The sequence below is a fragment of the Streptomyces sp. NPDC051563 genome (assembly GCF_044454225.1).
Lineage (GTDB): Bacteria > Actinomycetota > Actinomycetes > Streptomycetales > Streptomycetaceae > Streptomyces.
On the sequence record NZ_JBITDL010000012.1, the window covers coordinates 91273 to 104313 of the forward strand.

General features: G+C 73.3%; 11 protein-coding genes. 6 read left to right on the forward strand and 5 right to left on the reverse strand.

What is annotated here, in order from left to right:
* Positions 1–11: 11 nt before the first annotated feature.
* Both ACIA8F_RS16225 and ACIA8F_RS16230 read right to left on the reverse strand, forming a co-directional pair.
* On the reverse strand, positions 12–803 hold the full coding sequence (locus ACIA8F_RS16225) for a sugar phosphate isomerase/epimerase family protein (protein WP_399379281.1): 792 nt from the start codon (positions 801–803) through the stop codon (positions 12–14).
* Complete coding sequence (locus tag ACIA8F_RS16230) at positions 800–1897, reverse strand: LacI family DNA-binding transcriptional regulator (RefSeq protein WP_399379283.1); 1098 nt, start codon at positions 1895–1897, stop codon at positions 800–802. Before ACIA8F_RS16230 ends, ACIA8F_RS16225 begins: the two co-directional genes overlap by 4 nt.
* A 240-nt stretch (positions 1898–2137) precedes the next feature.
* Between ACIA8F_RS16230 and ACIA8F_RS16235 the strand changes: the two genes are divergently transcribed.
* The 6 genes from ACIA8F_RS16235 to ACIA8F_RS16260 all read left to right on the forward strand — a co-directional run bounded on the left by ACIA8F_RS16235 (position 2138) and on the right by ACIA8F_RS16260 (position 10019).
* Positions 2138–3262 carry a Gfo/Idh/MocA family protein gene (locus ACIA8F_RS16235; RefSeq protein WP_399379495.1) on the forward strand — a complete coding sequence of 375 codons (1125 nt, stop codon included), beginning with the start codon at positions 2138–2140 and terminating at the stop codon, positions 3260–3262.
* Positions 3259–4416 carry a dihydrodipicolinate synthase family protein gene (locus ACIA8F_RS16240; RefSeq protein WP_399379285.1) on the forward strand — a complete coding sequence of 386 codons (1158 nt, stop codon included), beginning with the start codon at positions 3259–3261 and terminating at the stop codon, positions 4414–4416. Before ACIA8F_RS16235 ends, ACIA8F_RS16240 begins: the two co-directional genes overlap by 4 nt.
* Entirely contained in the window at positions 4413–5252 is an 840-nt protein-coding gene (locus ACIA8F_RS16245; RefSeq protein ID WP_399379287.1) for a sugar phosphate isomerase/epimerase family protein, read from the forward strand. The genes ACIA8F_RS16240 and ACIA8F_RS16245 overlap by 4 nt, the downstream gene beginning before the upstream one ends.
* 130 nt (positions 5253–5382) lie before the next feature.
* Positions 5383–7776: a polysaccharide lyase 8 family protein gene (locus ACIA8F_RS16250; RefSeq protein WP_399379288.1), complete on the forward strand. Its 2394-nt coding sequence runs from the start codon at positions 5383–5385 to the stop codon at positions 7774–7776.
* A gap of 76 nt (positions 7777–7852) precedes the next feature.
* Entirely contained in the window at positions 7853–9478 is a 1626-nt protein-coding gene (locus tag ACIA8F_RS16255; RefSeq protein WP_399379289.1) for a N,N-dimethylformamidase beta subunit family domain-containing protein, read from the forward strand.
* A gap of 151 nt (positions 9479–9629) precedes the next feature.
* A complete protein-coding gene (locus tag ACIA8F_RS16260; protein ID WP_399379291.1) occupies positions 9630–10019 on the forward strand; it encodes a VOC family protein in 390 nt (129 codons plus the stop codon).
* 45 nt (positions 10020–10064) lie between these two features.
* Here the strand turns inward: ACIA8F_RS16260 and ACIA8F_RS16265 are convergent, their stop codons facing one another.
* The 3 genes from ACIA8F_RS16265 to ACIA8F_RS16275 are packed head-to-tail and all read right to left on the reverse strand — an operon-like array spanning position 10065 to position 12984.
* On the reverse strand, positions 10065–10901 hold the full coding sequence (locus ACIA8F_RS16265; RefSeq protein WP_399379496.1) for an ABC transporter ATP-binding protein: 837 nt from the start codon (positions 10899–10901) through the stop codon (positions 10065–10067).
* 38 nt (positions 10902–10939) lie between these two features.
* Positions 10940–11995 carry a FecCD family ABC transporter permease gene (locus ACIA8F_RS16270; RefSeq protein WP_399379292.1) on the reverse strand — a complete coding sequence of 352 codons (1056 nt, stop codon included), beginning with the start codon at positions 11993–11995 and terminating at the stop codon, positions 10940–10942.
* Positions 11992–12984, reverse strand: a complete 993-nt coding sequence (locus tag ACIA8F_RS16275; protein WP_399379294.1) for an ABC transporter substrate-binding protein — start codon at positions 12982–12984, stop codon at positions 11992–11994. The genes ACIA8F_RS16270 and ACIA8F_RS16275 overlap by 4 nt, the downstream gene beginning before the upstream one ends.
* Positions 12985–13041: the final 57 nt, after the last annotated feature.

Sequence of the window (13041 nt, forward strand, 5' to 3'; positions counted from 1 at the left end):
ACGGACACCCCCTAGCGGCCCGCCGCGCGGACCAGCCGCTCCAGGTATGCGCGGCCCGGCCCGAGCCGCTCCGGGAGTTCGTCCGCGCCGGGGTACCAGCGCTTCTCGTACTCCCAGCAGAGCCAGCCCTCCGGTGGTGCGAGGGCCACCGCCTCGGCGAGGGGCAGTGCTCCCCCACCGAGTCCGAGCGGGGTCAGCTCCTGCGCGGAGGCCACGTCCTTGACCTGGACGTACCCCAGGTGCCCGGCGAGGGCACGACTCGACTCGGCCGGTGACTCGCCCCCGAGCCAGGTGTGCAGTACGTCCCACAGCGCGCCCGCGCCCGGATGCGCGACCCGGTCGAGGACCCGGGCCGTGGCGGCGGCGGTGCGGTGCGAGTCGTGGGTCTCCAGCAGGATCCGCACCCCGTGCCGTTCGGCGAAGGGTGCCGCGGTCCGGAGTCGGCGGACCGCGCGGTCGTCGGCTTCGGCCGGGAGCGGGTCACCGCCGCCGGGGAAGACCCGTACGTAGGGGGCCTGGAGGTCGGCGGCGAGCCGGACCAGGTCCAGGATCTCGGCGAGCACCGGCTCGTCGGGGCCGGGTGCGGCCACCCGGGCGTAGCCCGCGACTCCGAGGACGGTGACGCCCGCGGCGGTCAGGGTGCGCAGGCCGGCCGCGCGGTCCCCGGCGGAGCTGGCGGGGTGCAGGGGCTCCTCGGGGTGGGCCCGCAGTTCGAGGCCCTGGTAGCCGTGCGTGGCGGCGAGCTCCGCGCTGTGCTCCAGCGGGGTGCCGGGCAGGCCGAGGGTGGAGAAGGCGTACCTCACGGGCGGCCTGCTGCGGTGGTGGCGGGGAGCCCGGTGGCGGGGGGCGGTGCGGTGGAGGCGCGCACCGTCAGCTCGGCGGGCAGGGTGGTGATGCCGCCCGGCGGCAGAGCTCTGCGTCCCGTGACGAGCTGGGCCGCGAGCACCCCGGCCTCGCGCAACGGCAACCGGACGGTGGTGAGGGCGGGGGCGGTGTCGACGCAGACGGGCAGGTCGTCGAAACCGGCGACGGAGACGTCCTCCGGTATCCGCAGGCCGGCCTCGCGCAGGGCTGCCGCCACCCCGGTGGCGACGGTGTCGTTGGCGGCGGCCACCGCGGTGAAGGGCGCCCCGCGGCGGAGCAGTTCACGGGTGGCGTCGTATCCGGCGGACCGCTCGAACCCCGCGTGCACGGTGAGGTCCGCGCAGTGCGCGGGCAGTGCGGGGTCGTGGTCGCGCAGGGCGTCCTGGTGTCCGGCGAGCCGCTCCCGGGTGGTGCTCAGTCCGGGCGGGCCGGCCACGTAGGCGATGTTGCGGTGGCCGAGCGTCAGCAGGTGCTCGGTGAGCCGGAAGGCGCCGCCCCGGTCGTCGAACATGACGGTGGCCACGGGGAGTCCGGCGGGCAGGGGCAGCGGGGGCCGCCCGCAGAGCACCACCGGGGCGCCGGTGGCCGCGATGCGGGCGAGGCGGGCGGCGAGCGCCCGGGTGTGCTCCGGCTCCTCGACGGCGCCGCCGGTCAGGACGACCCCGCCGGCCCGCTGGCCTTCCAGGAGGGCCAGGTAGTCGAGCTCCGCGGCTGGTGCGCCCTCGGTGTTGCAGACGACGGCGAGGCGGCGCGCGCCGCCCGGCCCGCCGGGTGCCAGGGCGCTCTGCAGGGATCCGGCGAGGATCCCGAAGAAGCTGTCCGCGACGTCGTGGACGAGCACGCCGATCAGGTCGGAGGTCGCCGCGGCGAGGGCCCGCGCGGGGCCGTTGGCGATGTAGCCGAGGTCCTCGACCGCCTGCTCCACGCGGGTTCTGGTGGTGCCCGCCACCGGGTACCCGCCGTTGAGCACGCGCGAGACCGTGGCGGGCGATACGCCCGCGTGCGCCGCCACTTCGGCGAGTGTGACCGCCATCGTCCCCTCCTTCCGTTCCGTCCCGGGTCATCGTCTCACCCGCTGTGTGGATCTCCATAGTCACCGATGAAGAAAGCGCTTTCCATCACCCGTACGAGTCTTGCACAGGGCGCCGCGCGGCCCTTAGCCTGATGCGAGAGAAAGCGCTTTCTATGCTGTTTTCTCGAGAACCCCGCACGAGGAACACCGCAACAAGACGAAGGAGGGGACACCGTGCAGCGCAGGACGATCAAGGTCGCCATGAACGGCGTCACCGGGCGGATGGGATACCGCCAGCACCTGGTCCGCTCCCTGCTCGCCCTGCGCGAGCAGGGAGGGCTCGACCTCGGCGACGGCACGGTGCTGTGGCCCGAGCCGGTGCTGGTCGGCCGCCGCGAGGAGGCCCTGCGGGCCATCGCGAACCGGCACGGCCTGGAGCACGTGAGCACGGACCTGGCCGCGGTGCTGGCCGATCCCGAGGTCGAGATCTACTTCGACGCCCAGGTGACCAGCGCCCGCGAGGCGGCCGTGCGCCAGGCCGTGGCGGCCGGCAAGCACGTGTACTGCGAGAAGCCCACCGCCCTCACCTTCGAGTCCTCGCTCGAGATCGCGCGGCTGGCCGACGCGGCCGGGGTCAAGCACGGCGTGGTGCAGGACAAGCTGTTCCTGCCGGGCCTGCTGAAGCTCAAGCGGCTCATCGACGGCGGCTTCTTCGGCGAGATCCTGTCCGTGCGCGGGGAGTTCGGCTACTGGGTCTTCGAGGGCGACTGGCAGTCCGCCCAGCGCCCGTCCTGGAACTACCGCTCCCAGGACGGCGGCGGCATCGTCGCCGACATGTTCCCGCACTGGGAGTACCTGCTGCACGAGCTGTTCGGCCGGGTCCGCACGGTGCAGGCGCTGACGCGCACCCACATCGGCCGCCGCTGGGACGAGGAGGGCAAGCCGTACGAGGCCACCGCGGACGATGCGGCGTACGGGATCTTCGAGCTGGAGGGGGGCGCCGTCGCGCAGATCAACTCCTCCTGGGCGGTGCGGGTCAACCGCGACGAGCTCGTGGAGTTCCAGGTGGACGGGACGCACGGCTCGGCGGTCGCGGGGCTGCGCGGCTGCCGGATCCAGCACCGTGCGACGACCCCGAAGCCGGTGTGGAATCCGGACCTGCCGCTGACCGAGAAGTTCCGCGACCAATGGCAGGAGGTCCCGGACAACACCCCCGCCGATAACGGCTTCAAGGCCCAGTGGGAGCTGTTCCTGCGCCATGTCGTACGGGACGATCCCTGGCAGTGGGACCTGCTGGCCGGGGCCCGCGGGGTGCAGCTGGCCGATCTCGGGCTGCGTTCCTCGGCCGAGGGCCGGCGGCTCGTGGTCCCGGAGGTGGCGCTGTGAGCATCCGGCTCCCCGCCGCGGACGGCGGGCTGCGCCTCCACTCGCCCTCGACGGCTCCGCTGGCTCCGGTGACCTGCGGCCCGGCCCGCAGCCGCACCTTCTACTCGGCCGCGCACGTGGTGGCCGACCCCCTCGCCGCCTCGGCCGAATCCGGCCCGGTGATCGACTGGGACTCCACGCTGGCCTTCCGGCACGCGCTGTGGTCGCAGGGCCTCGGGGTCGCCGAGGCCATGGACACGGCGCAGCGCGGGATGGGCATGGACTGGCCGGCTGCTGCGGAGCTGATCCGCCGTTCGACCGCCGAAGCCCGGTCGGTGGGCGGCCGCATCGTCTGCGGCGCGGGCACCGACCAGCTGGCTCCTGACGTCCCGCACGCCCTGGCCGCCGTCACCGCGGCGTACGAGGAGCAGCTGGCGCACGTCGAGGAGTGCGGGGCGACGGCCGTACTGATGGCCTCCCGGGCGCTGGCCGCGGCGGCGCGCGGCCCGGAGGACTATCTGGAGGTGTACGGCAGCCTGCTGGGGCAGAGCTCCCGGCCGGTGGTCCTGCACTGGCTGGGGCCGATGTTCGACCCGGCGCTGGAGGGGTACTGGGGGCACGCGGACCTGGACGCGGCCACGGACGTCTTCCTGAAGATCATTTCCGAGTACCCGGAGAAGGTCGACGGCATCAAGGTCTCGCTGCTGGACGCGGAGCGCGAGGTCGACATCCGGCGGCGGCTGCCCGCGGGCGTGCGCTGCTACACGGGCGACGACTACCACTACCCGGAACTGATCGCCGGGGACGGCGAGCTGGCCAGCGACGCGCTCCTGGGAATCTTCGACCCGATCGCCCCGATCGCCGCGCGGGCGGCGCTCGCCCTCGACCAGGGCGATGCGGCCGGATTCCGGGAGCTGCTGGATCCGACGGTGAGACTGTCCCGGCACCTGTTCGCCCCGCCCACCCGCTACTACAAGACGGGCGTCGTGCTGCTGGCCTGGCTCGCCGGGCACCAGGAGCACTTCGCGATGGTGGGCGGACTGCACTCGGCACGCTCACTCCCCCATCTGGCCACCGCCTACGAACTGGCCGACGACCTCGGCCTGTTCCCGGACAGGGAGCTCGCCGAGGCCCGGATGCGACGGCTGCTCGCCCTGCACGGGGTGGCCGCGTGAGCCCGGCCGCGGCGCCCGCCCGGTTCAGCCTGAACCAGGAGACGATCCGCCAGTGGTCCCTTCCCGAGCTGGTGGCCGGCTGCACCGCGACCGGGGTCGGGGCGGTCGGGCTGTGGCGCGATCCCGTACAGCGGTTCGGGCTCCGGGAGACCGCGAAGCTGGTCGCCGGGGCCGGACTGCGGGTCAGCTCGCTGTGCCGGGGCGGCTTCTTCACCGCCGCCGATCCCGACGGGCGGGCGGCAGCCCTGGCCGACAACCGCCGTGCCGTGGAGGAGGCCGCCGAGCTGGGCGCCGACACGCTGGTCCTGGTTTCCGGCGGTCTGCCGGCCGGCGACCGGGACCTGCCGGGAGCCCGGCGTCGGATCGTCGACATCCTGGGCGAGCTGGTCCCGTACGCCGCCGGACTCGGGGTGCGCCTGGGCATCGAGCCGCTGCACCCGATGTACGCGGCGGACCGCTGCGTGGTCTCCACCCTCGGTCAGGCCCTGGACATCGCCGAGGAGTTCCCGGCGGAGCGCGTCGGGGTGGTCGTCGACTCCTACCACCTGTGGTGGGACGAGCGGTTGCCTTCCGAGGTCCGGCGAGCCGGAGAGGGCGGGCGGATCGTGTCCGTCCAGGTCGCCGACTGGGTGACACCGCTCCCCGAGGGCGTGCTGCTGGGGCGGGGACAGCTGGGTGACGGTTCGATCGACCTGAGGGCCTTCCGGGAGCTGACCGACTCCGCGGGGTACCTGGGACCGGTCGAGGTGGAGATCTTCCATCCCGGACTGTGGGCCCGCGACGGCGAAGAGGTGCTGCGGGAGGTGATCGACCGCTACCGCGAGCACGTCGCGTGAGGTGACGGGGGGGGTGCCTGAGCTGAAGTACACGGGGGTCGCAGTACACGGGGCCGAGTACACGGGGGCGCAAGTACACGGGGGCCGCAGCGTTTCGGGCGAATCAGCGTTCCAGTCAAAGGAGACTGTGATGACAGATGTGTGGAGCCGCCGTGCCTTCCTCACGGCGGTCGGTGGCAGCGTGGTGCTGCTCGGCACCCCCGTCCTCCCGGCGAGCGCCGGGACCGTGACCTCGGTGCACGCCGCCATGCGCGCGGTGTGGCAGGGCCTCGTCCTGGGGACCGTGTCCTCCCCCACCGCGGAGCCCTTCCGCACCCGGCTGGCCGCACTGGGCGCGCAGGCCGGCCAGTGGCGTTCCTCGATGGCACCGGCCACCGGTTCGCTCTGGCCCGACCAGGTCTTCACCACCGACCCCGAGTGGATGGCGCAGAGCTACTACCGGCTGCGCGGCATGGCCGAGGCCTACGTCAGACCGGGCACGGGGCTCACCGGAGACGCCGCGCTGCGCACGGCCGTGCTGACCGGGCTGGACCACCTCAACGCCCAGGTCTACAACGCCGGCCAGGCGCGGTACGGAAACTGGTGGTGCTGGCAGATCGGCGCCCCCCAGGCGCTGCTGGACACGGTCGTCCTGATGTACGGCCAGCTCTCCACCGCCCAGCTCTCCGCGTACTGCGCCGCCGTGGACCACTTCGTACCGGATTCCACGGTCGGCTCGTACACGGGGACCAGCACCGGGGCGAACCGAGTGGACCTGTGCCGGGTGCTCGCGCTGCGCGGTGTGGTCGGCGGGGACGACGCGAAGATCGCGCTGGCCCGGGACGCGCTCACCCCGGTGTTCCCGTACGTGACCTCCGGCGACGGGCTCTACCGGGACGGCTCCTTCATCCAGCACACCTACGTCGCGTACACCGGTTCGTACGGTTCGGTCATGCTCGGCGGACTGGGCATGCTGTTCGGCCTGTTGAAGGGGACGGCCTGGGAGGTCACCGACCCCGGCGCGCAGATCGTCTTCGACGCGGTGGAGCACGCGTGGGCCCCGTTCCTCTACAACGGGCTGATGATGGACGCCGTATCGGGGCGGGCCCCCAGCCGGGGGGTCCAGATCGCCGATCCGCTCCAGGCACAACTGGACGACCACACCCGCGGGCATTCCGTCCTGGCGGCGATCCTGCTCCTCGCCGAGGGGGCGAGCACCGCCGAACGGACGCGCTGGCGCGGCCTGGTGAAGGGATGGACGGCACGGGACTACTACGCCCCTCCGCTGTCGGACCCCACACAGAGCCTGTCGGCCCTGGCCCGGCTCTCCGAGGTGGCGGCGGACGCCACGGTCACGGCCCTGCCCGAGCCGGTGGCGCACCGGCTGTTCCCCTCGATGGACCGGGCCACGCACCGCAGGCCGGCGTGGGCGGCCTCCCTGTCCATGGCCTCGAAGCGGATCACGCACTACGAGACGGGCAACGGCGAGAACCTGCGCGGCTGGCACACGGGCAGCGGCATGCTCTCCTGGTGGGGCTCCACCTACGGCAACGGCCAGTACGCGGACGGGTTCTGGCCCACGGTCGATCCCTACCGGCTGCCCGGAACCACCGCCTCCCGCAAACCACTGGCCGACGGGGCCGGGGGCGACTGGGGCGCCTCCCGGCCGGACGTCACCTGGGTGGGCGGCACGACCGACGGGGAGTTCGCCTCGGTGGGCCAGCACCTGAAGGGTCTGGGCAGCACGCTCACGGCCCGCAAGTCCTGGTTCTTCCTCGACGACACCGTGGTCTGCCTGGGCGCCGGGATCAGCTCCACCGACGGCGCCGGTGTGGACACGGTCATCGACAACCGGAACCTGGGCGCGACCGGCGCCCACGCCCTGACCGTGAGCGGCACGCTCCAGCCGGCCACCCTGGGCTGGACGGCCTCCTTCCCCGGGCCGGGCTGGGCGCACCTGGCGGGCTTCGGCGGCTATGTGATGTCGGGGTCGGGCACCTTCCGGGCACTGCGGGAGGCCCGCACCGGCCGGTGGAGCGACATCAACCGGAGCGCGTCCACCACGGCTCTCACCCGGCGCTACCTCACCCTCTGGTACGACCACGGGACGAACCCGACGGCCGGCAGCTACGTCTACCAGCTGATGCCGGGCGCCTCGGCCGCCCAGACCTCGGCGCGGTCCGCCGCCACCGGATGGCTGACGGTGCTCGCCAACAACCCGACCGCCCAAGGGGTGGCGGTGGGCTCGCTGGGCTTCACCGGGGTGAACTTCTGGCAGCCCGCGACGATCGGCGCCCTCCAGGCGAGCGCGCCGTGTTCGGTGACGGTGCGGGAGCCCGGCGACGGCACGGCCGTGGTGTGCGTCTCGGACCCGACCCGCACCCTGGCGGGGCTGACCCTCGTCTGGAACCGGCCCGTCGCCCAGGTGCTGTCCCAGCCCGCGAGCGTGGTCTCCGCGAGCACCGGGACCGCGCTCCGGCTCGGGTTCGGCAGCCTCACCGCGCTGGAGGGGGCGAGCCAGGTGGTGAAGGTGAGGCTGGGGTGATCACCGGCCTCCCGGATCCGCGGGCGCCCGCGGGGCGGTAGAAGCGGAGCCCACAGGGTGACATAGCGTGACCTGCATGGATCAGGAGCACATATCCGGGGACGGCGAAGGCGCGGGCAGGCGGCGGTTCCTCGCCCTGGCGACGGGGGCGGCCGCCACCGCCGCCGGGCTGGGGGCCGTGGCCGGCTGCGCGAACCCGGACTCCGGGAAGCCGGTCGGGGCGGACGAGGCGGGCCCGGGCGGGAGTCCGGAGCCGTCCGGTTCCCCGCGGCAGAAGGAGGGGCCCCACGGCTTCGACGTCCGGGCGGAGAACGCCCGCCCGGGGAACGCCGACTGGCAGGTCTCCAAGGCCGGCCCGGCCCGCGCCATCGAGGGCTTCACCGACCGGGTCAGCGTCCTGCCCGGCGAATCCTTCGGCCTGCACGTCTCCACCACCGCGCCCCGGTTCACCGTCTCCGCGTACCGCATGGGCTGGTACGGCGGCGCCCGCGCCCGGCTGGTCTGGCGCTCCGAAGCCCTGCCCGGGGTGCGCCAGCCCGACCATACGGTGGAGGCCCCGACGCGTACGGTCCGCACCCGGTGGGCCCGTAGCACCACCGTCGAGACCAAGGACTGGCCCGAGGGCTGCTACCTGCTGCGCCTCGACGCACAGGGCGGCGAGGGCCAGCGGTTCGTCCCCGTCACCGTGCGGTCCGCCGCCACGGCCGGGCGTACCGTCGTGGTCAACGCGGTGGCGACCTGGCAGGCCTACAACCGCTGGGGCGGCTACGGCAGTTACGACGGCCCGAGCGGCGGATACGCCTCGCGCTCGCTCGCCGTGACCTTCGACCGCCCCTACGAGTACGACGACGGCGCGGGCCTCTTCCTCGTGTACGAGGCTCCGCTCCTCGCGCTCGCCGAGCGGCTCGGCATCCCCCTGGCGTACACGACGACCACCGACGTGGCCCGGGAGAAGCGGCTGCTGGAGGGAGCCGCGGCGGTCCTCTCCCTCGGACACGACGAGTACTGGTCGCCCGAGCAGCGCGCGCACGTCACGGCGGCCCGGGACGCGGGCACCAACATCGCGATCCTGGGAGCCAACTGCTGCTACCGCCGGATCCGGCTGGAGGCCTCCGAGCTCGGGCCGGACCGCACGGTGGTCTGCTACAAGTCCTCCTACGAGCAGGATCCCGGCTTCAAGCGCGGCCACCCCGCCACCGTCGACTTCCGTTCCCCGCCGGGAGCCGATCCGGAGAGCTCGCTGCTCGGCGTGATCTACGACGGTTACCCGGTGGACGCCCCGTACGTGGTGACCAACCCGGGCCACTGGCTCTTCGAGGGCACCGGCGCGAAGGCCGGCGACAGCTTCCCGCACCTGGTCGGCGTGGAGTACGACAAGGTCAACACCGGTTTCACCACCCCGCGCCCGATCGAGATCCTGGCCCACTCCCCCGTGGTCTGCGACGGCCGGCCCAGCCACCAGGACACGGCGTACTACACGACCCCGAGCGGAGCCGCCGTCTTCGCGACGGGAACGATGCGCTGGGTGGAGGCCCTCGACGCGAAGGGCGACGGCCGCAGCGGGGCCAACCACGGCCTGGACGCACGCGCGGGCGCCCTGACCACGCGGGTCACGGAGAACCTGCTCCGTGCCTTCGCGGCCGGCCCGGCGGGACGGACACATCCGGCGCAGGACAACGTGAAGGCGGTGTACGGGGGTTAGCCCGTCATGGTCGGAGCCCGCCGGGCCGGCGCCGAACGCACTGGACTCCGCCCGTAAGGGGTGTTTAGGATCATGTCGCGGCATCGCGTGTCGGTCACCGGCTGGGTGAGGCATGGAGGTGCCGGGACGTGCCTTTCGGAGGCATCCACTCATGACGGTTCAGCTCAACCACACGATCATCCACTCCCGTGACCACCGGGAGTCGGCCGAATTCCTCGCGTACTTCCTCGGCCTGGAGGTCGGAGCCCCCTGGGGCCCCTTCATCCCGGTCGAGACCGCCAACGGCGTCACCCTGGACTTCGCGACCATCGCCGCCGAGTCCATCACCCCGCAGCACTACGCCTTCCTCGTCTCCGAGGCCGAGTTCGACGAGGCCTTCGAGAAGATCAAGCGGGCGAAGATCACCTACTTCGCCGACCCGCACGGACGGCACCCCGGCGAGATCAACCACAACGACGGCGGCCGCGGCGTCTACTTCCAGGATCCCTCGGGCCACGGCATGGAACTGATCACCGTCCCGTACGGCGGCTTCAAGCAGTAGCGGCCCTGCCTGTCGGCCCGCCCGGCGAGGCCGGGCGGGCCGCGGTCATGCCCCCGGGAGGTACACGATGTGCGGCGCGCCCGTCGTCGGGTGGGTGCCGATACGGGTGCGGACACCGTAGACCTCGGCCAGCAGCGCGTCTGTCAGCACCTCCGCCGGGGTACCGGAGGCCGCCACCCGCCCGCCGGCCAGGACGTACAGGCGGTCGCAGTACATCGCCGCCAGGTTGAGGTCGTGCAGGACCAGCAGGGAGGTGGCCGGCAGGGCGCGGACCAGGCCGAGGATCTCCAGCTGGTAGCGGATGTCCAGGTGGTTGGTCGGTTCGTCCAGGGCGAGCAGGCCGGGGTCCTGGACGAGGGCGCGGGCCACCAGGGCGCGCTGGCGCTCGCCGCCCGAGAGCCCGTCGAAGCGCCGGTCCGCGAGGCCGGCCGCGCCGACGGTGTCCAGGGCCCGCGCGACGCGGCGTACGTCCTCGGGTCCGTCCTGCTCCCAGAACCGCTTGTGCGGGCTGCGGCCCATGGCGACCACCTCGCGCACGGTCAGCCCGAAGGTGCCGGTCGCGTCCTGGGGCACCACGGCCACCCGCCGGGCCCGGGTCTTGACGCCCAGCGAGGCCGCGTCCGTGCCGTCCAGCAGGACGCGCCCGCCGGTCGGGCGCAGGGCGCCGTAGACGCAGCGCAGCAGGGTCGTCTTGCCGCTGCCGTTGGGGCCGACGACTCCGACCGTCTCGCCGGGGCGCGCGCCGAGGTCGATCCCGTGCAGCAACGGCTGCCCGTCGATCTCGTACCGCAGGCCCTCGACGGCGAGTTCCGCGGCCTCGGCTGCCTCCGCGGCCTCTCCTGCCTCCCCCGCCAGTACTGCCTCTTCTGCCCCGGCTGACATGCCCGGCCCGGCCGCCGGATGCTCCGGCTGCCCCGCCCTCATCCCACGACCCCTTCGGTACGGGTGGACCTGCGCAGCATCCACAGGAAGAACGGCCCTCCGACGAGCGCCGTGACCACGCCCACCGGGATCTCCTCCGGCGCGGCGGCGGTACGGGCGATCAGGTCGGCCAGGGTCAGGAAGACCGCCCCGCCCAGCGCGGCCACCGGCAGCAGCGCCCGGTGCCCGGCGCCGACGACCATCCGGGCGGCGTGCGGAACCATCAGCCCCACGAAGCCGATCGCCCCGCTATAGGCCACCAGGACGCCGATGACGAGCGAGGTCAGTACGAACACGGCGGCCCGGAACCGGCCCGTGTCCAGGCCGAGCGTCTGGGCACCTTCCTCCCCCGCGAGCAGCAGGTCGAGCGGCCTGGCCAGGGCGACGAGCAGCCCAGTGCCCAGGAGCAGCGCTCCGGCGGGCAGGGCCAGTTCGCTCCAGCGCGCCCCGCCGAGCCCGCCGAGGGTCCAGAACATCACGCTGCGGATCTGATCGGGGTGTGCGGCCAGCACCAGGACCAGGCTGGTCAGGGCGGACAGCACGTACTGGACGGCGACTCCGGCGAGGATCAGCCGGCCGGTGGTCATGGCCCCGCCGCGCCGGGCCATGGCGTAGACGGCGACGAGCGCGCCCATCGACCCGGCGAAGGCGGCGAGCGGTACCGCGGTCCCGCCCGCGAAGCCGAGGAACCCGGCGCCGAAGACGATCACCAGCACCGCCCCGGCCGAGGCCCCGGAGGAGGCCCCGAGCAGGAACGGGTCGGCGAGCGGATTGCGCACGAGGGCCTGGAGCACGGTGCCCGCGACGGCGAGGCCCGCTCCGACCACGGCACCGAGCAGGACCCGCGGCATGCGGACGTCCCACACGATCGCTCCGAAGGCGCCCGCTCCGCTCCGGGGCCCCGGTCCCGCGAGCACGATGTCGAGCACCTGCCCGGGAGGGATCCGTACCGGCCCCAGGGCCAGCCCCGCCAGGGCCGACGCGGCCAGGGCGGCGGCGAGCAGGGCCAGTACGACGGGCGTACGGGTGGACGCGCGGGCGGCCCGGAGCCTCACGCGGGGTCGGGGTGGAGCTGGCCGGCCAGGGATTCGACGGCGTCGGCGACGCGTACGCCGAGCACGGCGGAGGACAGCGGCAGCACGACGAACCGCTGGTTCCTGACCGCGGGGACCTGCGCCAGCGCCGGGTCGTTCAGCAGGCGCTGCTTCTTGGCCTCGACGGTGGTGCCGCCGTAGTCGTAGATGAGGACGACCTCGGGCTTCCGCTCGATGACCTTCTCCCACGACACGTCGCCGAAGGTGTCGTCGAGGTCGGCGAACACGTTCGTCCCGCCCGCCAGCGAGACGATCTCGTTGCCGATGCCCTTGCCTCCCGAGGTGAAGGCGGAGGCCTCGCCCGAGTCGTAGACGAAGACGGCCGGCCTGGCCTTGTCCTTCAGGCGCGCGCCGACGGTCTCGATGCGGCGCTGTTCGTCCGCGACGAGCCGCTCGCCGCGCTCGGGCACGCCGAAGGTCCGCGCCACCTCGGTGATCTCGGTCCTGAGCTGATCGAGGCCGACTTTGCCCTCGGTGCAGTACTCCACGCTGAGGCGGGAGTTGATGCCGGACTTCGCGAGCCCCTCGCGGTCGCGGCCCTGCGCCTTGTCGAAGGCGCTGGAGTAACCCCCGTACACGAAGTCGGGGTTGGCGCCGAGGAGGACCTCCTTGGAGGGGTACTCCTTCGCCAGCACCTTGATCTTGTCGTACGCGGGCCGGTAGGCGGGCAGTACGGCGTCGTCCAGGTAAGCCGTGCCTACCGTCTTCCCCTCCAGTCCGAGGGCCAGCAGGATCTCGGTGGCGTGCTGGTTCATCGCGACCGCACGCTGCGGAGGCGCCTGATAGGTGCTGGTGACACCGCAGTTGGTGACCGTGTACGGGAACCCGGGCGCGGCTCCCGCCGCCGGCTTCGCGTCCTGCGCCGCGGGCGATCCTCCGCACGCGGCCAGCGGTATCAGGAGGGGGACGGGCAGGAGCGCGCGCAGCAGCGCACGGGGGTACGAAGACATGGTGGAGCCTCTCCGGGGGATCCGCGTCCCCTGGTCGAACCGGAAGAGGCGGTGCGT